Raw genomic sequence first — 23457 nt, 5'->3', positions numbered from 1 at the left:
ACGGGTCCGACCAGCCCCACGATCGGGCCCGCCCTGCTACCACTCAGACGGCGCCTAGTACCCCACCCAACCAGCGCCCGCCCAACAGCAAGTGGTCGACCCAGAACACCTGGTGCACCGCCACGATGCCCCAGAACGTCACTTGGTAGGACACCTTGCGCGTCTTGTGCCGGAACAGCTGCTGGGCGAGCAATGCCCCTGGCCAGCCGCCACACAGCTCACTGGCATGCAGGACCTTTTCGGGTGTGCGCCAGGCCCCGGTACGCGCTTGATGCTTGTCTTGCCAGTACAGCATCAGGCTGACCAGGCTCACCGCCGGGTACAACGCCAGGGGCAGCCAGGACTGCTCGCTCCAGGCCATCTGCGCAGCGCCCACCAGCGGCAGCAGGCACAGCCCCATGAGCACCAGCAGTTTCAGGCGCAGGTTGTGAACGGCATCCTGGGTGCGTTCGACGCCACGGCGTGGCGCGCTCTGGGTGCGTGCCATATCAACCGTGCGCCGTGGCCCAGTTGACCCAGCCGAACTGCCAGGTCGCCAGGATCAGCAGGCCGAAGACGATGCGGTACCAGGCAAAGGCTGCATAGCTGTGGTTGGCGATGAACTTGAGCAGGCCGCGCACGGCGATCATGGCGAAGATGAACGAGACCACGAACCCGATGGCGAACACTGGCAGGTCGCCCGGCTGGAACAGGTCGCGGTACTTGTAGCCCGAGTACACCGCCGCCCCCACCATGGTCGGCATGGCCAGGAAGAACGAAAATTCGGTCGCTGCCTTGCGCGACAGGCCGAACAGCAGGCCACCGATGATGGTCGAGCCGGAGCGCGAGGTGCCGGGGATCATTGCCAGGCACTGCACGAAGCCGATCTTCAGGGCATGGCTCCAGCGCATGTCATCGACGTGATCGACCTCGATGCGGTGGTCGCGACGCTCGGCCCACAGCATGATCACCCCGCCCACCACCAGCGCCGCCGCCACGGTGACCGGGTTGAACAGGTATTCGTGGATCAGATCGGCGAACAGCACGCCCAGGATCACCGCCGGAAAGAACGCGATCAGCAGGTTGGCCGTGAAGCGACGCGCCGTCGGCTGGCTGGACAGCCCCAGCACCACGTCGAAGATCTTGCGCCGGAACTCCCAGACCACGGCGAGGATCGCGCCGAGCTGAATGATGATGTTGAAGGCCATGGCCCGCTCGCCACCGAAGTCGATCAGGTCGGCGACGATGATCTGGTGCCCGGTGCTGGAGATGGGCAGAAACTCCGTCAAACCTTCGACGATCCCTAAGATGATTGCCTGAAAGGCACTCCAAAAATCCATTGTTCCCCCGATGAGGCGCTGCTGCGTGCAGGCCCCTTGTTCTTGATTTGCATTTGGTTGCCGCGAAGGCCCGGCCGTTTTACAGCCCCTACGGGGCCGATGCCAGCGGAAAAGGCCTAGATACCTAAAGGTTTCATCTTGCGCGGCCGAGATCCTATCAGAGCAGCCTGTCGATGGCTCGCGCGGCATGCGACAGCAAACACCTGGCCTAGCCCTTGGTCGAGTGTGCCGCACCGGCCCCGGCATGCTTGGATACACCTGATAACAAGAACAACGGGAGTACCTTTGATGAAGACCTTAAGGTCGATGTCGATCAGCCGGCGCCTGTCGCTGATCCTGCTGGTCGCGGTGGGCATGCTGGTGGCCTTCGCCCTGCTGATGCTGCGCCAGCTGCATGGCGACCTGTACCAGGCCAAGGCCGAGAAGACCCGGCACGTGGTGCAGACTGCCGCCGGCGTGCTGGCCTACTACCAGGGGCTGGAGGCTGCCGGCACGCTCACCCGCGAAGCGGCCCAGCAGCAGGCCCTGCAGGCCGTGCGCAGCCTGCGCTACGACAAGGACGACTATTTCTGGATCAATGACCTGGCGCCCAGGATGGTCATGCACCCGACCAACCCCAAGCTCGACGGCCAGGACCTTTCCGGCATCCGTGACCCCGACGGTTTCGCCGTGTTCAACGAGATGGCCAGCCTGGCACGCAGCCAGGGCGCAGGCCCGGTGGACTACCGCTGGCCCAAGCCCGGTGCCAGTGAGCCGGTGGCCAAGACGTCATATATCCAGCTGTTCAAACCCTGGGGCTGGATCATCGGGTCGGGCGTGTATGTCGATGACGTGCAGGCCGAGTTCGCCCGCCAAGTACGGGACGCCTCCCTGGCGGGCCTGGGCATCGCCGTGTTGATGGCGCTGTTGGTCATGCTGATCGCCCGCAGCATCGCCCGCCCGTTGCAGGAGGCGGTGCAGGCCATGGGGAATATTGCCAGCGGCGAAAGCGATCTCACCCGTCGCCTGGATACCCATGGGCGCGACGAGGTCACCCGCCTCGGTGAGCATTTCAACCGCTTCAACGGCAAGCTGCAGGGTGTGGTCGGCCAACTGCAGGGCGCCGCTCATGCCCTGGCCCAATCGGCCGAACACGTGGGCGACAACGCAGGCCAGGCCCAGGCGCACAGTGCCCAGCAATCGCTGCAGATGGACCAGGTGGCCACGGCGGTCAATGAAGTCACCTATGCCGTGCAGGACGTGGCCAAGACCGCCGAGCAGGCCGCCAGCGAGATGCAGGCGGCGCAGCGCCAGGTGGACCATGGCCAGCAGGCGATCCATGGCAGCCTGCAGCAGATCGACCGACTCTCCAGCACCATTGACCAGGCCGTACAGGTGATCGGCGAGCTGGCCGGGCACAGCACGCGGATCGGCGGTGTACTGGAAGTGATCCGCTCGATTGCCGAGCAGACCAATTTGCTCGCGCTCAACGCCGCCATCGAGGCGGCCCGCGCCGGCGAGCAGGGCCGGGGGTTTGCCGTGGTTGCCGACGAGGTCCGGCTGCTGGCCCAGCGCACCGCCCAGTCGACCGCCGAGATCCAAACCATGATCGAGCACCTGCAAGGCCAGTCGGAAGCGGCTGTCAGGGCGATCGGCACCAGCAGCGAAGCCTCGCGCCAGACCGTCGAGCAGGCCCGTGAGGCGGGCACCAGCCTGGATGCCATCAGCCAGGCGCTGCACAACCTCACCGCCCTCAACGCCTCGATCGCCAGCGCTACGCTGCAGCAGGCCCACGTGGTGGAAGAAATCAACCGCAATGTGCTGGATACCGCCGGGCTGTCCCAACAAACCGCCGACGCGGCGCGCCAATCCAGTGATGCCGGCGCAGCCTTGGCGCGGTTGAGCGAGGAGCTTGAACAGTTGCTGCGCCAGTTCCGGGTTTGATACTGCCCTTCGTCAAACCCACGCGCCCCCTGTAGGAGCGGGCTTGCCCCGCGATGGCATCAGCCCAGGCACTGCCGCTGCCCAGCCTGACGCCATCGCGGCGCGCCCCTACAGCTTCCCCGCCCTACAGGCTACAATCGCGCCCTCTACCCCTGCCCAAGGATCGCCGATGTCCGGCCTCGAACTCTTCGCCGCCGTGCTCGGCGTCATCGCCGTGTGGCTCACAGTCAAGCAAAACCCGTGGTGCTGGCCGATCGGCCTGGTGATGGTGCTGCTCTATAGCTGGATCTTCTATGAAGTGAAGCTGTATTCCGACATGCTCCTGCAACTGGTCTACGCCGTGCTGCAACTGTACGGCTGGTGGCAATGGACCCGGCCTGACCGTGTGGAAGACGCACGCCAGGTTTCCAGCCTGGGGGCCGGGCAGGTGTTCACCGGCCTGGGCGTAGGCTTGCTGGCGAGCCTGGGTCTGGGCGCTGCCATGGCGCACTGGACCGACGCGGCACAGCCCTGGCTCGATGCGGCCCTGACCGGCTTCAGCCTGGTGGCCCAGGTGTGGATGGCGCAGAAGCGTGTGCAATGCTGGGCGCTGTGGATGGTACTGGATGTGGTCTTCGTGGGGCTGTTCCTCTACAAGGGCCTCTACCTCACCGCAGCGCTCTACGCACTGTTCACCTTGATCGCCGTGCGCGGCTGGGTGCAATGGCGCCGCGACCCGGCATTGGCCCCCGCATGAAGGTCCTGGTGCTATGCGGGCCGGAGTCCAGCGGCAAGAGCTGGCTGAGTGGCGAAATCCAGGCGCATTTCGGCGGTGTGGTGGTCGGTGAATACGTCCGCCATTTCATCGAGCGGGAACAGCGCGACACCTGCTATGCCGATATTCCCGCCATCGCCCGCGGCCAGCTTGCCTGGGAGGACCAGAGCCGCCGGCAGGCGCCCGACCTGTTGATCCTCGACACCCACCTGCTCAGCAACATCCTTTGGAGCCGGGTACTGTTCGCAGACTGCCCCGCCTGGCTCGAGCAGGCCCTGCTCGAACGCCACTATGACCTGCACCTGCTGCTCAGCCCGCAAGGTGTCGATTGGGTCGGCGACGGCCAGCGCTGCCAACCCCGCCTGGAAGAGCGGCAAAGGTTCTTCGAGGATAGCCTGCACTGGCTGCACACTCACCAGAAACCCTTTCAAGTACTCGCAGGCGACTGGCCCACCCGCCAGGCCCAGGCCCTGGCAGCGGTGGCGCGTCTGCTTGACGGTCAGGCGCCAGCCTGCGCCACCGAGTGTTAATTTTTTGTAACTGTACAGTCAGCTAGGCCCCCCATTGTTGGGGGCTTCGCCACAGACCTGGGGAAACTGTTTCAAACGTGATACAGCTACTGCCGTCATCCCGGGCCGCGTGGGTTTTCAAGGCCTGTAGGGCGATGGACGGTTTTTCTGTATCAGCCGTGAAACAGAAAAACACCGAACGGCCCCATGAAACACCCAACAACTTGATTTAACTATAAAAAATAAAAGCGGCACGACTTTCGCTCTACCTCTGTCAACGCTCAAGGGCCAGCGCACAGAGAAGGGAGCATCGCCGTGGGGACCAAGAACAAGACACTGCCTGCACTGCTCGTCCTGGGTTGCCTGACCGCCGCGGCCTTCCCCCTTCCCGCCAGCGCCGAGGGCAACGGGATCATCGTTCTGACCCGTGATGTCCAGGCTCGCCAAGCCGCTCGGAAGACCGGTACCCCCGACCCCTACCCCACTACCGTCAACACCAACGAATCGGCCCGGGTGAAAGCCCAGACCAACGAGTTGACCGACGGTGACTTCGCGCGCATCGCCAGCGGCTCGACAGTCAATCGCCTGCTCGCCACCGACCACTCGGGCAGCTTGCGCGGCCTGGACACCGTCCAGTCCCGGCTACCTGGCATGGCCGGCGGATCGGGTGCCGGGGCCGGCGGTGGCAACACCATCTCCAACACGGTCAACCAGAACGTCCAGCGCGGCCTGGCGCCGCTGCAGATCCTCACCCGGGGCCAATGACATGCGCGCACTCAAGCTCTCCCTGCTGTGCCTGGCGCTGGGCCCCAGCCTGGCGCTGGCCGGCTCGCCAGTGGTGGACAACGCCACCCTTGGTGCCAGCGGTCGCACCTACCAGGGCAACCTCGGCATCAACCAGGCGGCGGGCGATGCCCAGCAGCAGGCCAACGTCCGGGCCATGGCTATCGGCACCAATGCCAAGGCCACCACCGAGGTTCGCCAGCGCACTGACTTTCTTGCCGACCCGGCCCGGGACAGCCGCGCCAGCATCCACGGCAACGCCTTCAGCAACGGCAACGGCCTGCTCGGTATCAACCAGTCCGCCGGCGCCGCCACGCAGCAGGCCAACGCAGTACGGATCGGCATCAGTGCCGTCCCGCAAAGCATCGACGACAGCATTCTCAGCCAGCAGAACGTCTCGCTGGCCAATGGCTCCGAGGCAACGGATCGCGCTCCCGGCAGTCGCCAGGTCACTACCAGTGACCAGGCCTTCACCGGCAGCCGTGGCGTGATCCAGTTGAATCAGAGCGCCGGGGTGGGCAACCGAATGGGCAACACCCTGAGCGTACGGGTCGCTGACTGACCCAAAGTGGCTTCAACACAACACTTAACAACGAGAAACAAGTGGAGAAACACCATGAAACCTAAAATGGCACTCAAGCCTCTGGTATTCGCCCTCGCAGCGGTCATGGCAGTTGCTGCACAAGCTGATAACCGGCATAACAACGGCCACCATGGCCATCACAACAACCATGACAATGTCCTTCTGCAGCTGTTGGTCAGCGCGGGAGCGGCCGCCACGGTGACCGATACCCAGGTCAACACCGGCAACACCGTGCGTAACGAGGCGACCGAGAACGACGCGGCGATGGAAGACTCCGCCAACCGCTCCAACGGCAACCTGGGCGCCAACGTGGCTGCCGGTGACGGCAACCAGCAGGACAACGTGGCCGCCATCGCCACTGCCGATGAGCGTTTCATCTTCGGCAGCGCCATGGCTATCTCCACCGCCACCCAGGTCAACGCCGGCAACAACGTCAAGAACTTCTCCACCAGCAACACCGCCAACCTGGTCGACTCGGCCAATGGCAGCTCGGGCAATATCGGCGTGAACGTCACCGCCGGCGACTTCAACCAGCAGAAAAACAACCTGGCGATCGCCGTGTCCGGTGGCCGTGTAGCGATGGCCGCCTCCACCGCCACCCAGGCCACTACGGGCTTGAACGTCGAAAACAACGCTGACCGCAAGATGGACAAGGAAACCCTGCAGGCCAGCTTCAAAGCCTATGGCCAGTACAAGGGTGACGGCTGGGGCTATGTTGAAGACGAAAAAGGCTGGGGCCACGGCCATGGCCATGACAAGGGCAAAACCGACAAGGACCCTCTGAAGTTCCACGAAGAAGGCACCTTCGGCCTGGCCGGTGTCGCCACCTACCAGGTGCTGACCCCCAACGGCTGGAAAAACCCTGTGACCAACACCGCCACCATGAGCAACTCGCTCAACGGCGTGTCGGGCAACGTGGGCGCCAACGTCTCGGCAGGTTCGGGCAACCAGCAGAGCAACTCGCTGTCCATCGCCGCAGGTTGCAAAGCCTGCACCGGCCTGTAACACAGCCAATCGGGGCCCTTCGGGGCCCCTTTCCTGTTTCGCGTCGGGGGAGAAGGCCATGCGCGCAGTTCTGCTTGCCGCACTCATGTTCCTGGCCGGCCTGGTCGAGGCCACGCAGATGCCGATCGCGGCGATGCCAGGCGGGACCTTGGTGTACAAGCCGGTACAGAGCATCCGCGAGCGTCGCTTCGCCGACCTGGTGCAACAGAAGACCGATTTCAGCTGCGGTGCCGCCGCCCTGGCCACCATCCTCAAGCAAGCCTATTGGCTCGATGTCGATGAAAGCCAGGTCATCGAAGGCATGCTCGCCCACGCCGACCCGGACCTGGTCAAGGTCCAGGGCTTTTCCATGCTGGATATGAAGCGCTACGTGGAAAGCATCGGCATGCGCGCCCGGGGCTACCGGGTCGAGGCCGACAGCCTGCACCGGGTGAGCATTCCGGTGGTGGTGCTGATGGACATTCGTGGCTACAAGCACTTCGTCGTGCTCCAACGCATCAACCGGGGCTGGGTGTACATCGGCGACCCGGTGCTGGGCCACAAACGCTACAAATTCGACGATTTCGTCAAAGGCTGGAACGGCATCATCTTCGCCGTCATCGGCCCCGGCTACGACAAGGCCAACGCCCTGCTCGACCCACCGGCTCCGGTCACCGCCAGGAACCGCATCAATGGGTTCTACCCGGTGGACGATGCCCAATTGATGGAATTCGGGTTCATCCAGAGCGACTTCTTCTAGTGATTACAAAGGGGCACGGAGCTCCGGGGAGCAGCGATGAAGACAATCAACTGGCTGGTAGCGGCATGCCTGGCTGCCAGCCTCCCGACCCAGGCGCAGACGTTCAAGCCCATCGAAGTCAAGGACCAGGAGCTGGCCCAGTTGCGTGGGCGCTATGTGATGCCGGGGCGGATCATCAGCTTCGGCGTGGTCATGAGCAGCACCTGGCAGAACGCTGCCGGCGACCGCATTGGCGCAACCACGACGATGCAGGTGCAGCACAACAGCTTCAAGCCGCAGTTCTACGTCTCCATGACCGGCAAGAACGGTGGCGGCGTCGCCCCAGGCCAAGGCCATGGCGTGGTCACAGGTGGCAGCGGCCTGGGCAATACCCAGGGCGTGACCCAATCGGTCCGCGCGGCCGGCGACAACAACAGCGCCTACAACGATGTCGCGATCAATGTCAGTGAAGGCGGCAAGGGGCCTGCTACCACGCCACAAGGCCAGGTACTGGCATCGGGCAAGACCCTGACCACCAGCAACAATGCCGGCACCCTGAGCGTGTCGAACACCGGCAAAGGCATCCAGATGGCCATCCAGGCCAACAACAACCAAGGCTCGAGCCTGCAGCGCCTGTCCGATGGCGGCCTGCTGCAAGCCACGACGCTGCTTGGCGGTAACAACGCGGTCAGCAACATGACCCAGCTCAATGTGGTGCTGCGCGACAACCTACCGTCAGCCGGCGCACTGAACTGCAATCTCGATCAACTCAAGGGCCTTCGAATCACCGGCTATTGATCTACGCTTCGTCTCACCATCGTAGTATTCGTAGGGACGGCTAACTTATGCATCGATTCATGTCGTTGAAAGCAGTTGTCTGTCTGGGCACCTTGGTGCCTTCCACCCTGCTCTACGCCGCCGCCGATCCGCAGGTCGAGGCCCTGAAGGCCGAACTGGCAGCATTGAAGGAGCGTTACGAAGCCCAGCAGCAAGCCCTGATGGTGCTGGAGCAACGGGTCCGCCAGGTCGAAGAACAACCTGTCGCCCCCCCACCCAAGCGCCTGACCCGCTCCCCTGCCTCTCAGCCACGCAACAACCAGGCCATCGCCGCCTCCGGCGGGGCTGCAGGGGCAACGGGTTCCTCCTACGGTGAATCGCTCAAGGACGACTCGGAGCCGGCCCAGAGCGTGTCCAACCTGTATGACGAGGCCAGCGGCTTCTTCGGCGGTGGCAAGTTCAGCCTCGAGACCGGCATCACCTACGCCCGCTACGACACCCGCCAGTTGATCCTCAACGGTTTCCTGGCGCTGGACTCGATCTTCCTGGGCAATATCAACCTCGACCGGATCAAGGCCGACAACTGGACCCTGGACCTGACCGCCCGCTACAACTACGACCAGCGCTGGCAGTTTGACGTCAACGTGCCAATCGTCTACCGCGAGTCTACTTACCAGTCCGGCGGCGTCGGTGGTGCCTCCAACGATGTCTCCGAACATACCGTCACCCGCGACCCTGCGCTGGGCGACGTCAACTTCGGTGTGGCCTACAAGTTCCTCGACGAGTCGGAGAACACCCCCGATGCGGTGTTCAGCGTGAGGGTCAAGGCCCCCACCGGCAAGGACCCCTTCGGCATCAAGCTGATCCGCGACCCGCTCAACGACAACCTCACTTACCCCGAAGACCTGCCTACCGGCAACGGCGTCTGGTCGATCACCCCGGGTATCTCGCTGGTCAAGACCTACGACCCGGCGGTGCTGTTCGGCAGCCTGTCTTACACCCATACCTTCGAGGAGAAGTTCAGCGACGTCAGTTCCACGGTCAACCAGAAGATCCCGGGCAAGGTGAAGATCGGCGACAGCTTCCAGATCGGTGCAGGCGTGGCCTTTGCCTTGAACGAGAAGATGTCGATGTCGTTCTCGGTGTCCGAACTGATCGCCCGCCGTTCGCGGATCAAGTCCGCCGAGACCGGCGACGAGTGGGCCGACGTGAAGAGCAGCGACGCCAACGCGGGCTACTTCAACATCGGCATGACCCTGGCTGCGACCGACAACCTGACCATCGTGCCCAACCTGTCGATTGGCCTGACCGACGATGCGCCGGACTTCACCTTCAGCCTGAAATTCCCGTACTACTTCTGAGTGACCACACTGCCACTTCCAGGGGCTGCTTCGCAGCCCTTTCGCGGCGCAAGGCAGCTCCTACAGGCCCTCGGCTGGTGCAGGGCCTGTGCGAGCGGGGCGTGCAGCGGCCCCTGATCGCTCCTGCATCCCGTCTGCAACCCTCGCCCCCCGCCAAGCGCCTGTTATCATGAAGCACACTTGAGTGACTGTTTCATGACAAGAAGGAAGTCTTTGTGAAAAAACTGCTCGGTCGCTCCAGCACCCGGCTCGTGGCGTTGGCCACGCTGGTGTTGGCGATCCCACTGGGCATCCGGGCCGCGCTCGGCTGGTCCAACCCCCTGGGCTATGTCTCCGACCTGGCCATCGGCAGCGTATTGGTGCTCTTGCTGCAGCGCCGCGCCTGGTGGCTGGCGTTGCCCTTGCTGCTGGCCTGGGCCAGCCTGATCGTCGCCAGCGCCGAACTGGTCAGTGCCGTGGGCCGTCTGCCCACCAGTGCCGACCTGAACTACCTGTTCGATGCGCAGTTCATGGAAAACTCCACCGGCGGCGGCCTCGCCCACCCCTGGCTGCCCTGGGCGCTCGGTGTCGGCGTGGTGGCCTGGCTGGGCAGCGTCTGGTACAGCCGTGGCACCCCCAGTGGCACCCTGCCACGCAAGGCCTGGGCGATCCCCCTGCTATTGTTCGGCGTGCATTGGGGCAGCCAGCACCTGGCGCCGTCCGATGCCGACCAATGGCGTCAATACAACCTCTCGCACCAGTTGCTCTCGGCCGGGGTGGGTGACCTCCAACGCCAGGCCGTTGAGCGTTTCGGCGAAAAACCCACCTTCGCCCCCCTGCCCTCCACGGGCCTGACCCAGTCCGACCTCAACGGTCAAAAGCTGCTAAAAGCGCCTGGACAGGCGCATAACGTCCTGGTGATCGTCCTGGAAGGCATCCCCGGTGCCTATATCCGCGCCAACCGCCAGGCCTTGAACAGCAGCTTCGACGAAGACCTGATGCCCAAGCTCAGTCGCTGGGCCGAGCGCGGCATGAACACGCCCGACTACGTGCTGCACACCCACCAAACCATCCGCGGCCTGTACGCGCTGCTGTGCGGTGACTACGACAAGCTGGCCAACGGCACGCCAAAAGGCATGGAGATGCTGACCCAGGAGGTGCGCAACCAGGCCTGCCTGCCGGCACAGCTGCGCCAGGCGGGGTTCAGTACCCATTACCTGCAGGGTGCGGGCCTGCGCTTCATGGCCAAGGATCGGATCATGCCGCACATCGGCTTCGACGCGGTGCACGGCCAGGAGTGGTTCAGCAACAAGAACTACCTGCCTTTTCGTTGGGGCAAGGACGACCGGGCCTTCTTCGAAGGCGCACAGAAGTACGTGAAGCAGTTGCGCAAGCAGAAACAGCCCTGGATGCTGACCCTGCTGACCGTCGGCACCCACCAACCGTATTCCGCACCGCAGCGCTACCTGCAGCGCTACGACACGACCAAGCAGGCAGCGGTGGCCTACCTGGACGATGCCCTCGATGCCTTCCTGGTGAACCTGGAACGCCAGGGTGTGCTCAAGGACACCCTGGTGGTCATCACGTCGGATGAGTCCCACGGTATCGACGGGGTTCGCCTGGCCTCCTCCTGGGGGTTCAGCCTGGTCCTGGCCCCCGAACAGGCCCAGTTGCCACGACTCAAGCGCGGAACTTACGGCCATGTGGACCTGGCCGCGTCGCTGCTCGACTACTATGCCCTGCCGATCCCGGCCGCCTTGAGCGGGCGCTCGCTGTTCCGTGACTACGACACCGGTCGCGAAATGATTGCCTACACCAACGGCATGCTGCGCTACCACGATGGCCACGGCACCTTCACCGAATGTGACTTCCAGCAACGTTGCCGGCGCTACGCCAGCAACGGTTTCATCGCCGACCAGGCCGAGTACATGGACCGTGCCACGGACACCACCGGCCAACAGCTCACCGCCCTGGCCAGTACCCTGGACCAGTCATTGCTGCACACACCGTTGAACCTGCGCTACCAGTTTGGCGGGCCGGCGGCGATCCAGCTGCGCAAGCGCATCCGTGACGAGTGGGCCGACAACCTGATCGGTGCGCAATACCTGGAAATGCCCGAAGGCTCCCATACCCGCGTACGGGTGATCGTACGCTCCCTGGACCCCAAGCATGATGCCTATATCCAGCTCAAGGCCAAGGAGTACGAACAGGATGTACCGTTGGGACTACCGGAAGAAATCATCGTAACGGCCGACCGGCCGCTGGAGCTTGAGTTCGGCTTCGACAACCCCTCGGCCCGAAAGGCGTTTTCCTTCCACCTGCTGGGGTATGGCGGCGGTGAAGTGCAGGTCAGTGATTTCAGCGTGATCACCGGTGTTGCCGGGGGCGGCTGATACGCCCCCGTCGCACGGCCCCTGTAGGAGCGGGCTTGTCCCGCGATCACCGGCAGAGCCGGTGCCAAGCACCGCGTCGAACGCTTCGCGGTAAACCCGCTCCCACAGACCGGTCCTACACCACCGGCGATCAAGCGATCGCCGCGTCCACCAGTACCTGGGCCTCGCGCACCAGGCGCTGCAGGTGCTCTTCGCTGACGAAGCTCTCGGCGTAGATCTTGTAGATGTCCTCGGTGCCTGACGGGCGCGCGGCGAACCAGCCGTTGGCGGTCATCACCTTCAAACCACCGATGGCCTGGCCGTTGCCCGGCGCATGGCTGAGGATTTGCTCGATCGGCTCGCCGGCCAGCTCCGTGGACGTCACCTGCTCGGCAGCCAGCTTGCTCAACAGTGCCTTCTGCCGTGCATTGGCCTTGGCCTCGACACGGGTGGCGAATGGCTTGCCCAGCTCGGCGGTCAGGTCTGCGTAGGCCTGGCTCGGGTTGCGCCCGGTGCGGGCAGTCATTTCCGCGGCCAGCAGCGCAGGGATCAATCCGTCCTTGTCGGTGGCCCAGACGCTGCCGTCCTTGCGCAGGAACGACGCCCCGGCACTCTCCTCGCCACCGAAGCCCAGCGAGCCGTCGAACAGGCCTTGGGCGAAGAACTTGAAGCCCACCGGCACTTCGTACAGCTCACGGCCCAGGCGCTCGGTGACGCGGTCGATCAGTGCGCTGCTGACCACCGTCTTGCCCACGGCGGCGTCGCTGCGCCACTGCGGACGATGGCGGAACAGGTAGTCGATGGCCACGGCCAGGTAATTGTTCGGCTGCAGCAGGCCGTCCGGGGTGACGATGCCGTGGCGGTCGTGGTCCGGGTCGCAGGCGAACGCCACGTCGAAGCGTTCGCGCAGGCCGATCAGGCCCTGCATGGCATGGGGCGAGGATGGGTCCATGCGGATCTGCCCGTCCCAATCGACGGTCATGAAGCGGAACGTGGGGTCCACTTCGGTATTGACCACTTCCAGGTCCAGACGGTAGCGCTCGGCAATGGCCTGCCAGTAACCTACCCCGGCACCGCCCAGGGGGTCGACGCCCAGGCGCAGCTTGGCGTTGCGGATGACGTCGAAGTCGATGACATTCTCCAGGTCCGCCACGTAGCGGCCCACATAGTCGTAACGCTGGGTGGTCGCCGCCTGCAGGGCCTGGGCATGGTCCATGCGCTTGACGCCGGCAAGGCCGGCGGCCAGCAGCTCGTTGGCTTTGGCTTCGATCCACTTGGTGACATCGCTGTCGGCCGGGCCGCCGTTGGGCGGGTTGTACTTGAAACCACCGCTCTGGGGCGGGTTGTGCGACGGCGTGATGACCACGCCATCGGCAAGGCCCTGCTGACGGCCACGGTTGTGGCAGAGGATGGCATGGGACACCGCCGGGGTCGGGGTGTATTCATCGTCCTTGGACAACATCACCTGCACGCCATTGGCGGCCAGCACCTCCAACGCGCTGGCGGCAGCCGGCGCGGACAGCGCATGGGTGTCGGCACCGACGAACAGCGGGCCATCGATGCCTTTTTCCTGGCGGTACAGGCAGATGGCCTGGGTGATCGCCAGCACATGGTCTTCGTTGAAGCTCAGCTCGAGCGAGGTGCCCCGGTGCCCGGAGGTGCCGAAGGCCACGCGCTGGGCCGCCACGGCGGCGTCGGGGCGGCCGGTGTAGAAAGCGGTGAGCAGGCGGGGAATATCGACCAGCACGCTGGCCGGAGCCGGCTTGCCTGCCAAAGGACTGAGCGTCATGCAAGAACCTCGAGTTCAACGGATGTAGGTGTTGGAACGCGCAGTGTACTGGGAGTTGCAACGCCGTGCGATGGGGCCCGTGGCGATTATTCGCCCACCACCTGCCACCAACCGGGGAACATCTGTCGCACCCGCGGCTCGGCGAAGCGTTCGTCGATCAGCAGCAGCACGCCCTGGTCCTGGTCGCCACGGATCACCCGGCCAGCGGCCTGGATGACCTTGCGCACGCCCGGGTACAGGTAGGCGTAATCGAAGCCCGCACCGAACTGTCGCCCCAGGCGCTGCTTGAACTGCTCGTTGACCGGGTTGACCTGGGGCAGCCCCAAGGTGGCGACGAAGGCACCGATCAGCCGGCTGCCGGGCAGGTCGACGCCTTCGCCGAAGGCGCCGCCCAAAACCGCGAACCCGACACCCTCGCCATCGGGCACGAAGCGAGCAAGAAACGCCTCCCGCGCCCCTTCGTCCATGCCTGGGGCCTGTTGCCAACGCGGGATGGCCGGGTAACGCTCGGCCAGCAGCGTGGCCACCTGCCCGAGGTACTCGAAGCTGCTGAAGAAAGCCAGGTAGTTGCCTGGTGCACGCCGGTACTGCTCGGCGATCAGTTCCACGATCGGGGCCAAGGAGGCGTGCCGCTCGCGGTAACGGGTGCAAATCTGGCTGACGACGCGCACCTGCAGTTGCTCGGCCCGAAACGGCGCCGCCACCTCCAGCCAGGCGGTGTCAGCCGGCATGCCCAGCAGGTCGGTATAGAAATGCCGGGGATTGAGGGTGGCGGAGAACAACGTGACGCTACGTGCCGCGCTCATGCGCGGGCCCAACAGGCGCGCCGGAACCACGTTGCGCAGGCACAGGGTGGCCAGCCGACGCTTGCGCGGGCCGTTGCGCACGCTTACATCGAAGATGAAATGCTCGTCGAACAACTCCGCGACCCGGCTGAACTGCAAGGCCTGGAAGTAGAACTGCAAGACGGCCGGTTCCACCTCGCCCGGGGCCTGTTCAAGACGCGCCTGGATCTGGCCGGTGCAGTGCTGCAAGGCGCCAAGAAATGCCCCGGGCAACTGATCGCTGGCCTCGTAGGGCGCTCGTTGCGTCTTGTACAACGCGTTCCACTGGCGGTTGAGCCGCTCCAGGGCGCTGCCAAGCCCCGCCGGCTTGCCTTGGCGCAAGGCCTGCAGCTGGCCCTGGTCGAGGCTTGCGCTATACATCCCCCGGCCCCGCTCCACCAGGTTGTGGGCCTCGTCCACCAATACCGCGACCCGCCACTGATTGGCCTGGGTCAGGGCATGCAGCAGGGCGTGGGCATCGAAGTAGTAGTTGTAGTCGGCGACCAGCACATCGACCCAACGCGCCATCTCCTGCCCCAGGTAGTACGGACAGACCTGGTGCGCCAGGGCCACTTCGCGCAGGCCGGCACGGTCGAGCAGTGGCCGTTGCGCCGCAGCCTCACGCGCAGCAGGCAAGCGATCATAGAAGCCGCGTGCCAGCGGGCAGGACTCGCCATGGCAGGCGCTTCCCGGATGCTCGCAGGCTTTGTCCCGGGCGATCAGTTCCAGGGTACGCAGGGCCGGTTGCGGCGTGGCTTCGGTGATCTGGCGCAGGGCGTCGAGGGCCAGGGCCCGGCCTGGGGTCTTGGCGGTGAGGAAGAACAGTTTGTCCAGTCGCTGCGGCACCATGGCCTTGAGCAACGGGAACAAGGTGCCGAGGGTCTTGCCGATCCCCGTACTGGCCTGGGCCATCAGGCAGCGGCCGGTGCTGACCGCTTTGTACAAAGTCTCGGCCAACTGGCGCTGGCCCTGGCGAAACTGTGGGTAGGGAAAGCCCAGTGCCTCGAGGTCGCGGTCGCGCTCGGCCAGGCGCCGCTCCTGGGCCTGGGCCCAGGCCAGGAAGCAGCGGCATTGGCGTTCGAAGAAACGTTGCAGGTCGGTCGCGGCATGCTGCTCGCTGAATACAGTCTGGCGATCGCTGTCCACGTCCAGGTACACCAGCGCGACCTCGATCGAGTCCAATTGGCGTGCCTGGCACAGCAACCAGCCGTAGACCTTGGCCTGGGCCCAATGCAGCTGTCGATGGTTGGCCGGCTGACGTGACAGGTCGCCACGGTGCGTTTTGATTTCCTCCAGGCGGTTGGCCGCCGGGTCATAGCCATCGGCTCGGCCTCGCACTTCGAGCCCTTGGTATCGGCCTTGCAGCGCCACCTCGGACTCATACCCTGCCCCGCGCCTTGCCACCACCCGGCGGTGGCCGGCAATACCTTCCTGGGCCGTGGGCGAAGGCGTGAAGCGCAGGTCCAGGTCTGCGACCTTGGCGCTGAATTCGCACAGCGCGCGCACCGCCACGGTGTAGGTCATGCCGTGTCGCTCCAGCGGACATGGCAGACCACGACCGGCAAGCCGTGCTCACGGCAGAACTCCAGCCAGCGCAGCTGGTTGTCCTGCAGGCGGTCTCCGGGCCCCTTGACCTCGACCATGCGGTATCGGCCTTCCTCGGGCCAGAACTGGACCAGGTCAGGCATGCCGGCGCGGTTGTTGCGGATATCCTGCAACAGGCGCAGGAAACACTGCTTCAGATGGATCGCCGGCACGCAGGCCAAGGCTTGGTCGAGCAGCTCGGGCGTGAGCATCGACCAGAACACGAAAGGCGATTGCAAACCTTGCTTGGCCACAAAGCACTGGCCGATGGCCTGCCTATAGCTGCCATCGTCGAGCCGACCGAGGCAGGCGTCGAACAGGGTGGCACGGCGTTGCCGGAAATCGTCGTCATGCAGGTCCTGGGGGCCGGCCTGGAACGGGTGGAAGAAAGCGCCGGGTACCGGGGCGAAGATCGCCTCCCAGCACAACAGACCGAACAGGCTGTTGAACAGCGTGTTCTCCACGTAATGACAAGTACCCCCGCCCTGCTCCAGGTGCAGGCGAACCGCCTCCTCGACGCCGAGGTGCGCGAGCGCCGCGGGCAGCTGCAGCTCGATCAGCTCGAGGTCCGCCGCACGGCGGCGCGCCCGCGGCGGCCCGCCCAGTTTGCGCCCAAGGCGCGGCAGCATGCGGGCCACTGCCTGGGACTCAAGGGCATTGGCCGGAGCGGCGGCCATTTCCGACGCCAGTGCATGGGCCTGCGCCCAGCGCTCGCTACGCTCCAGGGTGCGTACCTGACGGATGCGCGCCTCGGGGTGGTTGCTCTGGCCGTACACTTCGAAGGCTTGGTCCCAGTCGCCTAGCCGCTCGCACCGTTGGCCTATGCCATACAAGACCCGGGAATGGCGCCGGGCAAGCCAGGGGTTGTCGCTGTGCAGCCCTTCCAAAGCAGCCAGCACGACGCCTGGCGCCTCGCCCTGCTCCAGACGTTCGGCGCACCGGTGCAAAGCCATGGCCAGGTCGACCTCGGCGCGTTGGCGCAATGCGCGGGAGTCGGCGCTGAACGGTACCTGTTCATAGCGCAGCACACCCAGGTCGGCAAGCACGAACTCCGACCAGTCCTGGTACAAGTTGCCAAAGAACAACAGACGCAAGCGATCGCACAACGGTTGCAGGCGCCAATGAAAAATACGCACAGGGCACGCCGGGAACCATTGCGCCAATGGCCGGGGCGCAAGCGCCAGTGGCAATAATTGCGCCAGCAATTCCGCCTTTGCCGCCCGGGGCCGACTCAGTTGCGCGGCGAAACATTGAACGAGTTCTTCCTTGCGCAGCACACCGAACAGTTGCTCCAAGGCCAGCATCGAACGGTCACACACCCACCCAAGCTGCAGCAGCGGCTCGAGCGCGACCTGCCATGGGCCGATTTCGGCATAGTCGAGCCGGTCACTGCGAAACAGCTCCCCTTTGCGCATGACCATGCGCACCAGCATGGCCTGGGCAGGCTCGGGCAGCCCGGCGAAAGCGCGCAGGAAACCCTGCTCGGCCTCATCGAGCACATCGGCATAGCGCTGCTGGACCCATGCCAAGACCTGCCTGAAGTTGCACAGGTAATAGAAGGGGTCATCGACAGAATGGGCAATCACGGTGAACGGGCAAATAGCGGGACAGGCACTGGTTATACATACAGACCCACCCCGCTGACAAGTGCCCCGGATCGGCGGTCACCCAGCTACGTCATCAGCCGGCGGTCGCGCCAAGGCCCGGTCCAGCCGGTGCAGCGCCTGCTCCAATCCCTCCCAGGGAGCGCCCTGCCACGTCAGGGCTACATACCCCATATGGTTTCCCTGCAGGCTGAACCGTTCCCCGGGTGTGATCGTCAATCCCGTGCCGGCCACGGCCACCTGCGCATGGCCATGATTCACCGGTTGCCTCAAGCGGCCCCATAGCACCCGGCCACCGTCGGGCCTGGCAACCACCAACCTGCCCCCCAGGCATGACTCGACCTGTAGAAACAAATGGTCCATGGATGCCTGCAGCTCGCTACGCATGCGCGGCAACCACGCCTCCACCTCCCCTTTGGCATAGATTTGGGCGATAGCTTGCTGGCGCAATGGCGGAATCAGGAAGCCACGACGGTCGATGGCCTCCTCCACATCCCTCTGACGGCAGAGTAGGTAGGCGTAAGGCCCTTCAGCACCTACCGTGGCTTCCAACGACCCCAGCACCAACAGCCGGCCGATGTCGACCCCATCGCGAAGATGCATGGCTGGCGGCTCGCCAAAACAATGCTCGCTGTCCAGGTCGTTTTCGAGCAACCAGGCCGGGTGGTCGGCGAGCAGCTGGGCGACAGCCTGCTGCTCGGAAAGCGAGACCCTGCGCCCCAAGGGCACGGCAAGGCAGGACGGCAGCACCACCAGGCGCACGAGCTCACAGGCGAGCAACTGCGCCAGACGGTCCAGGTCCAACGCGCCGTCATCGCCCGCCGGCACTTCAAGGACCCGCATCCCGGCCCAGCGCAGCGCCTCGAGCAGGCGCCGGCAGCACGGCGTGGTCACCACGGCGGTCGCCCCCTGCAAGCGCAAGGCCCGCAGCAACGTCACCAGCAACGCCTGCACATCCGTTGCCAGATGAACATGCTCGGCATTCCAGCTGTGCCCGGAGGAACGCGTGTAACGGGCAGCGAGCACGTGGCGCAGCAATGCGCCCTTGCCTGAACGCCAGCTCGAGGGCCCTGATTGACGGGATAGCCGCCGTTCCTGGGCGAACAAGGCTCGCTCGAGCGCCATGGGGGTTGCCATCGGAAACGCGAACGCCGGCCGCGACCGTGGCCAGGCCGATTGTTCGCGCTCCCTGGCGTCGAACGCCACGAAATAGCCAGACTTGGGAACCGACCGTACCCGCCCCTGATGCTCCAGCAGGCTGTAGGCATTCTGCACGGTGGCCAGCGATACCTTCAGACGTGCCGCCAGGTCTCGCAACGAGGGCAAGCGACCCTCCTCGGTGGGGTCGGCCTGGTTGATGAGCGCTTCAATGTAGCGACACACTGCCTGGTAGGCGAACTCGCCTCGCCCGCAGCGCCCCATCAGAGCGCCGCCTGGCGCACCGTCGCAGCGGGGGGTGAAGCGCGTGGCACCAGTCGCAGGTCGATGTCGCGCCGCGCCAGGTTGGCCAATACCCGCCGGACAGGAGCGCCAAGCCGCCCGGCGTAGATCGCCTGGAGCTGCGTCAGGCTGAGGCCGCTGGTATCCACTAGCCAGCGCTTGACTGCCTCGGGGCATGCCTTGCCCTGCAGTGCTTTGTGCAGATACGGCAAGGCAACCTGCATGCAGGGATGACAACGCTGCAAGAAATACGCAAGGTCCCGGCCATGATCGGCAAAAGGCGCAAACAGCAGGCAAGCCAGTTGAGCCTCGTTCAACCCATGGGCCTGCAGAAACGGCGCCCGTACCTGCTGCTGCGCCCGCAGCCACCAGGCCAGTCGCGTGCCCTTGAGCGACAAGCGTGCATCCTGGCCTTCATCCGCGCGCAGCCGGGCCTTGAGCGTGCACAAGTTCCGCACAAGGTAAGGTTCGAGCGTGTTCTCCTTGGCAGTGCCCGGACCGTCCGCAAGGCCCAGCATGCCATCCAGGCCACCCATGCCGGCCGAGCGGGGCAGCAGGTCGTCGACGGTCAGGACGTTGACGCTATGTTCACGCGCCAGCGCAGCCGGGGCGCTGACGAAGCGCCCGGTGGGCGTCCCGAGCACCATCTGCAACCGCCCCAGCCCCTCCAGCAGCGCGGCCGCGCAGCGATCGACGGTGTCCAGGCCCGGCTGCTTCGCAAGACGCAGGATCCGACGCCCCCACGCCAGGAATCGGCGACGCTGGCGGCCCGACCACGCCGTCACCAGGGTGTCGACGCCATCGGTGCAGGCGAGCGCCAGGCGCAGGGCATCGGCCAGCTGCAGGTGCAGGCGGGCGCCCAACAGCGCGGCAGGCGCCGCCTCGGCAAGGTGGCCGAACAGCAGCATGGCTTCACGCGCTCCCGACCACTGCGCCGCGATCTCCGGTTGACGGTAACTGAACGGCACCAACTGGTCGTCCTCGACCATGAGCAGTTCCACCCGCGGATCGTCCTGCATGACCAGTGCACTGAAGCGCTGATCGTGCCGCTGCAGCGTCTTGGCGTCCATGCCCGGCAGGCACGCCACCACTACGCGCAGGCGGAACGTGCTGCCGTAGCGCAAGGCCAGGTTCAACTGGGCCGCACGCACGCAGGCCAGCAGTTGGGCACTACGCCGGTCGCCACCCAGCACCATCAACAACCGGAACCGGTCGAGGTATTCCCGCCCGCCGGCGGCCATTTCCAGCCGGTGGACCAACAGTTGCAACGAGGCTTGCTGCGCCCGTGGCATATGCGCGTTAACGCGCTCCAACACCTGTTGGTAGATTGAGTGCATGGCTTGGTCATGTAGGCTGCTCATTGAATAACTCCTTGTCCTTCAGTGCGTCGCATCCACGACAAGTATTGACTGCAAGCGCGTACACTTTTTACTTTGCAGACTTTTCCCACAGACACTTGGGAAATAACGCAAGACCTATCGAAAAACACCATTCCATTGGGCCCTGTTGGCCACACCGACCAGCCCCGAACCTTCCCGCCCCTGTACACAAGCCGTCCCAAGCACATGCTCTGCTCCTTGCAATCACTGACACGGCTTCATTATCGAAAGTTGCGGTACGAATAAAAGATACAGATCCTGGTAAAAAAACCATTCAGCGACGTCGGACTTTAATAACGACCAGCGCGAACCTCATCGAAATACCCCCTCGCTGCCTGGCAAAACTTCACGCCATAAATTTCAACTTAAAAAAAGTTGTCAGATATTAGCTTTAGTTGCGTAGGAATATTCTGATATTCACGAGAAGTACATCATGTATCAGCTAAAAAGCCGCTCCCGCAGTGTCGTCGCACTGCGGAGCGGCTTCATAGGCAGTCGGGAGGTGACGCCAATGGCCTTGGATAGACACGGCGCTACGGACGGATCACACCATCGTCAGTACGATCCGCCCACCACAAGGGCAATCGTCCATGTAGCGATGGGCCTCGACCACCTGATCGAACGGATACACCTTGACGATCTGTGGCGTCAGCAGTTGGTCGGCCGTGAACTGGTTTATATCGCGCAGCGCGCGCTGCAGCGCCACCTGGTCCTGGCAGATTCCCAGCTCCGGCTTGCCGGTGAAGTTGCTGATGCAATGCACGTAGAACTGGATGTTCTTCTGGAACGCAGCACACGCCGGGAACGGCGTCTGGTTGCCGCCTTGCAGGCCATACAGCACCAGGCTGCCGCGCGGCGCCAGGACGTCGCCCAGCAGCGACATCTGCGGCCCGCCCATACCGTCGAGGACCATATCCACACCCCGGCCATCGGTGTATTTGCCGACCTGCATGAGCAGGTCCTGCTCCTCGGTGACGATCACCTTTTCGGCGCCCAGGCCCAGCAGGTACTCGCGCTGCTCCGGGTCCTTGGTGGCGGCGAATACCCTGAGGCCCAGCGCCTTGCCCAATTGCACGAACGCAGGGCCCGCGCAGTGGCTGGCATCGGTAACCAAGGCCGTCTGCCCGGCCTTGGCCCGGGCCAGGTCGACATAGGCGAAATAGGCGATCAGCAGCGGGGTGTAATGGACGCTGGCCTCGATGGGCGTGAGCACGTCAGGATAGCGGGTGATGGCCGTGCGCGGCAGGACGATGACATCGCCGTAGACGGGGTGGTCGTTGGGGCTGGTAGCCGGGAAACTGGCCACACGGTCACCGACCGCAATGTCTTCGACACCTTCGCCGACCGCCATCACCACACCGGCCATCTCATGGCCGATACCCGCCGGCAGGCGCGCTTGGGACGGCGCCAGGTTCTGCCGCCACAGCACGTCGTACCAACTGACGCCGATCGCCTCGACGCGGATCTGCACCTCGCCCGCCGCTGGGGACGGCTCGGCCTGCTCCTCGCAACGGAGCACATCGGCCGCGCCGAACTTGTGGAAACGGATCATGCGGGACATCGCATACCTCGCCTGTGTGAATCTCGTATTACCACGGACTTTATCCGGGCTTTTGCCGTTAGACCATCAGTGGCTGTTAATAGTCGACATGCCTGTCATCGATTGGGCCCCTGGCATTTCCCTGCATTGGCACCCGGAAATCGGTGCAGGGTAACAGCCTTTGGCCTTAAGATTCACCCCTGCCCCCTTCAAGGCGAAGCGTATCGATGAACCGTAACGACCTGCGTCGCGTAGACCTGAACCTGCTGATCGTGTTCGAGACGCTCATGCACGAGCGCAGTGTGACCCGTGCAGCCGAGAAGCTGTTCCTTGGCCAGCCGGCCATCAGCGCTGCCTTGTCGCGCCTGCGCAACCTGTTCGACGACCCGCTGTTCGTGCGCACCGGGCGCAGCATGGAACCCTCGGCCAGGGCCCACGAGATCTTCGCCCTGCTCTCCCCGGCGCTGGACTCGATCTCCACCGCCGTCAGCCGCGCCGCCGAGTTCGACCCTGCCACCAGTACCTCGGTGTTTCGCATCGGCTTGTCCGACGATGCCGAATTCGCCCTGCTGCCACAGTTGCTCAAGCGCATTCGCGCCGAGGCGCCGGGCATCGTGCTGGTGGTGCGCCGGGTCAATTACCTGCTGATGCCCACGCTGCTGGCCTCGGGCGAGATTTCGGTCGGCGTCAGCTACACCAATGAGTTGCCGGCCAACGCCAAGCGCAAGGTGCTGCGCCGCAGCAAGCCCAAACTGCTGCGCGCCGACAGCATGCCCGGCGCCATCAGCCTGGATGACTTCTGCGCCCGCCCCCATGCGTTGGTGTCGTTCGCAGGCGACCTTTCCGGCTTCATCGACGAAGCCCTGGACGAAATCGGCCGCAAGCGCCACGTGGTCCTTGCCGTGCCGCAGTTCAACGGCCTGGGCAGCCTGCTGGCCGGCACCGACATCGTCGCCACCGTCCCCGACTACACCGCCGACGCCCTGACCGCGGCCGGCGGCTTGCGCGCCGAGGAATTGCCCCTGGAGGTACGCAGCTTCGAGCTGCACATGGCCTGGCGCGGCGCCCAGGACAATGACCCGGCGGAGCGGTGGTTGCGGTCGCGGATACAGATGTTCTTTGGCGATCCCGACAGCCTCTGAGACTCATCGGCCCAGCGGATCTACGACCTGATCGATTGAAGCCGCTCGATGCAACGGGTTGAAGGTGCCTAT

Annotated in this window: 19 protein-coding genes; 11 read left to right on the top strand and 8 right to left on the bottom strand. The window is 64.6% G+C overall.

Features of this window, described 5'->3' with window-relative positions; genetic code table 11:
- Positions 1 to 43: 43 nt before the first annotated feature.
- Both AC1MHZ_RS21000 and AC1MHZ_RS20995 read right to left on the bottom strand, forming a co-directional pair.
- Positions 44 to 487: a DUF1294 domain-containing protein gene (locus AC1MHZ_RS21000; protein WP_084858020.1), complete on the bottom strand. Its 444-nt coding sequence runs from the start codon at positions 485 to 487 to the stop codon at positions 44 to 46.
- A 1-nt stretch (position 488) separates the two neighbouring features.
- Positions 489 to 1319, bottom strand: coding sequence for an undecaprenyl-diphosphate phosphatase (locus AC1MHZ_RS20995; protein WP_084858021.1), 831 nt, complete (start codon positions 1317 to 1319; stop codon positions 489 to 491).
- A 288-nt stretch (positions 1320 to 1607) separates the two neighbouring features.
- Between AC1MHZ_RS20995 and AC1MHZ_RS20990 the strand changes: the two genes are divergently transcribed.
- The 10 genes from AC1MHZ_RS20990 (at position 1608) to AC1MHZ_RS20945 (ending at position 12104) form a co-directional block, all read left to right on the top strand.
- The gene (locus tag AC1MHZ_RS20990) at positions 1608 to 3242 is read left to right on the top strand and encodes a methyl-accepting chemotaxis protein (protein ID WP_224455930.1); all 1635 of its coding nucleotides are present in this window, start codon (positions 1608 to 1610) and stop codon (positions 3240 to 3242) included.
- 169 nt (positions 3243 to 3411) lie between these two features.
- Positions 3412 to 3978: a nicotinamide riboside transporter PnuC gene (gene pnuC, locus AC1MHZ_RS20985; protein ID WP_084858023.1), complete on the top strand. Its 567-nt coding sequence runs from the start codon at positions 3412 to 3414 to the stop codon at positions 3976 to 3978.
- The gene (locus tag AC1MHZ_RS20980) at positions 3975 to 4526 is read left to right on the top strand and encodes an AAA family ATPase (RefSeq protein ID WP_084858024.1); all 552 of its coding nucleotides are present in this window, start codon (positions 3975 to 3977) and stop codon (positions 4524 to 4526) included. Before pnuC ends, AC1MHZ_RS20980 begins: the two co-directional genes overlap by 4 nt.
- Positions 4527 to 4820: 294 nt before the next feature.
- Positions 4821 to 5270, top strand: coding sequence for a hypothetical protein (locus AC1MHZ_RS20975; RefSeq protein WP_084858025.1), 450 nt, complete (start codon positions 4821 to 4823; stop codon positions 5268 to 5270).
- A 1-nt stretch (position 5271) separates the two neighbouring features.
- A complete protein-coding gene (locus AC1MHZ_RS20970) occupies positions 5272 to 5850 on the top strand; it encodes an adhesin (RefSeq protein ID WP_084858026.1) in 579 nt (192 codons plus the stop codon).
- Between the two features lie 54 nt (positions 5851 to 5904).
- A complete protein-coding gene (locus AC1MHZ_RS20965) occupies positions 5905 to 6876 on the top strand; it encodes a heme utilization protein (RefSeq protein ID WP_084858027.1) in 972 nt (323 codons plus the stop codon).
- Positions 6877 to 6934: 58 nt separating this feature from the next.
- Positions 6935 to 7615, top strand: a complete 681-nt coding sequence (locus tag AC1MHZ_RS20960) for a C39 family peptidase (RefSeq protein WP_084858028.1) — start codon at positions 6935 to 6937, stop codon at positions 7613 to 7615.
- Between the two features lie 36 nt (positions 7616 to 7651).
- Positions 7652 to 8392 (top strand): hypothetical protein, encoded by a 741-nt coding sequence (locus tag AC1MHZ_RS20955; RefSeq protein WP_482966873.1) that lies wholly within the window; start codon positions 7652 to 7654, stop codon positions 8390 to 8392.
- A 47-nt stretch (positions 8393 to 8439) separates the two neighbouring features.
- Entirely contained in the window at positions 8440 to 9732 is a 1293-nt protein-coding gene (locus tag AC1MHZ_RS20950) for a transporter (RefSeq protein ID WP_084858030.1), read from the top strand.
- Positions 9733 to 9947: 215 nt separating this feature from the next.
- Positions 9948 to 12104, top strand: a complete 2157-nt coding sequence (locus AC1MHZ_RS20945) for an LTA synthase family protein (protein WP_324811935.1) — start codon at positions 9948 to 9950, stop codon at positions 12102 to 12104.
- A gap of 130 nt (positions 12105 to 12234) precedes the next feature.
- Here AC1MHZ_RS20945 and pgm read toward each other — a convergent pair whose 3' ends face one another.
- The 6 genes from pgm to AC1MHZ_RS20915 all read right to left on the bottom strand — a co-directional run bounded on the left by pgm (position 12235) and on the right by AC1MHZ_RS20915 (position 22264).
- Positions 12235 to 13872, bottom strand: a complete 1638-nt coding sequence (gene pgm / locus AC1MHZ_RS20940) for a phosphoglucomutase (alpha-D-glucose-1,6-bisphosphate-dependent) (protein WP_482966872.1) — start codon at positions 13870 to 13872, stop codon at positions 12235 to 12237.
- Positions 13873 to 13958: 86 nt separating this feature from the next.
- A complete protein-coding gene (locus tag AC1MHZ_RS20935) occupies positions 13959 to 16220 on the bottom strand; it encodes an ATP-dependent DNA helicase (protein ID WP_084858033.1) in 2262 nt (753 codons plus the stop codon).
- The gene (locus AC1MHZ_RS20930) at positions 16217 to 17866 is read right to left on the bottom strand and encodes a VRR-NUC domain-containing protein (protein ID WP_368828892.1); all 1650 of its coding nucleotides are present in this window, start codon (positions 17864 to 17866) and stop codon (positions 16217 to 16219) included. The genes AC1MHZ_RS20935 and AC1MHZ_RS20930 overlap by 4 nt, the downstream gene beginning before the upstream one ends.
- 78 nt (positions 17867 to 17944) lie before the next feature.
- The gene (locus AC1MHZ_RS20925; protein WP_482966871.1) at positions 17945 to 19306 is read right to left on the bottom strand and encodes an aminotransferase class I/II-fold pyridoxal phosphate-dependent enzyme; all 1362 of its coding nucleotides are present in this window, start codon (positions 19304 to 19306) and stop codon (positions 17945 to 17947) included.
- Positions 19306 to 20685 (bottom strand): hypothetical protein, encoded by a 1380-nt coding sequence (locus AC1MHZ_RS20920; RefSeq protein ID WP_084858036.1) that lies wholly within the window; start codon positions 20683 to 20685, stop codon positions 19306 to 19308. Before AC1MHZ_RS20920 ends, AC1MHZ_RS20925 begins: the two co-directional genes overlap by 1 nt.
- A 562-nt stretch (positions 20686 to 21247) precedes the next feature.
- A complete protein-coding gene (locus AC1MHZ_RS20915; RefSeq protein WP_368828889.1) occupies positions 21248 to 22264 on the bottom strand; it encodes a zinc-dependent alcohol dehydrogenase family protein in 1017 nt (338 codons plus the stop codon).
- A gap of 206 nt (positions 22265 to 22470) precedes the next feature.
- Here AC1MHZ_RS20915 and AC1MHZ_RS20910 point away from each other — a divergent pair, with 206 nt between their 5' ends.
- A complete protein-coding gene (locus AC1MHZ_RS20910; RefSeq protein ID WP_368828888.1) occupies positions 22471 to 23385 on the top strand; it encodes a LysR family transcriptional regulator in 915 nt (304 codons plus the stop codon).
- Positions 23386 to 23457: the final 72 nt, after the last annotated feature.

This window comes from Pseudomonas sp. FA-1, assembly GCF_056856075.1.
Note: the sequence above shows the minus strand (reverse complement) of the source record. Positions and strands in the feature narration are given on the sequence as shown.

Coding starts and splice junctions, on each gene's coding strand:
- AC1MHZ_RS21000 (WP_084858020.1), bottom strand. CDS start 487: ATGGCACGCACCCAGAGCGCGCCACGCCGTGGCGTCGAACGCACCCAG.
- AC1MHZ_RS20995 (WP_084858021.1), bottom strand. CDS start 1,319: ATGGATTTTTGGAGTGCCTTTCAGGCAATCATCTTAGGGATCGTCGAA.
- AC1MHZ_RS20990 (WP_224455930.1), top strand. CDS start 1,608: ATGAAGACCTTAAGGTCGATGTCGATCAGCCGGCGCCTGTCGCTGATC.
- pnuC (WP_084858023.1), top strand. CDS start 3,412: ATGTCCGGCCTCGAACTCTTCGCCGCCGTGCTCGGCGTCATCGCCGTG.
- AC1MHZ_RS20980 (WP_084858024.1), top strand. CDS start 3,975: ATGAAGGTCCTGGTGCTATGCGGGCCGGAGTCCAGCGGCAAGAGCTGG.
- AC1MHZ_RS20970 (WP_084858026.1), top strand. CDS start 5,272: ATGCGCGCACTCAAGCTCTCCCTGCTGTGCCTGGCGCTGGGCCCCAGC.
- AC1MHZ_RS20965 (WP_084858027.1), top strand. CDS start 5,905: ATGAAACCTAAAATGGCACTCAAGCCTCTGGTATTCGCCCTCGCAGCG.
- AC1MHZ_RS20960 (WP_084858028.1), top strand. CDS start 6,935: ATGCGCGCAGTTCTGCTTGCCGCACTCATGTTCCTGGCCGGCCTGGTC.
- AC1MHZ_RS20955 (WP_482966873.1), top strand. CDS start 7,652: ATGAAGACAATCAACTGGCTGGTAGCGGCATGCCTGGCTGCCAGCCTC.
- AC1MHZ_RS20950 (WP_084858030.1), top strand. CDS start 8,440: ATGCATCGATTCATGTCGTTGAAAGCAGTTGTCTGTCTGGGCACCTTG.
- pgm (WP_482966872.1), bottom strand. CDS start 13,872: ATGACGCTCAGTCCTTTGGCAGGCAAGCCGGCTCCGGCCAGCGTGCTG.
- AC1MHZ_RS20935 (WP_084858033.1), bottom strand. CDS start 16,220: ATGACCTACACCGTGGCGGTGCGCGCGCTGTGCGAATTCAGCGCCAAG.
- AC1MHZ_RS20925 (WP_482966871.1), bottom strand. CDS start 19,306: ATGGGGCGCTGCGGGCGAGGCGAGTTCGCCTACCAGGCAGTGTGTCGC.
- AC1MHZ_RS20920 (WP_084858036.1), bottom strand. CDS start 20,685: ATGAGCAGCCTACATGACCAAGCCATGCACTCAATCTACCAACAGGTG.
- AC1MHZ_RS20915 (WP_368828889.1), bottom strand. CDS start 22,264: ATGTCCCGCATGATCCGTTTCCACAAGTTCGGCGCGGCCGATGTGCTC.
- AC1MHZ_RS20910 (WP_368828888.1), top strand. CDS start 22,471: ATGAACCGTAACGACCTGCGTCGCGTAGACCTGAACCTGCTGATCGTG.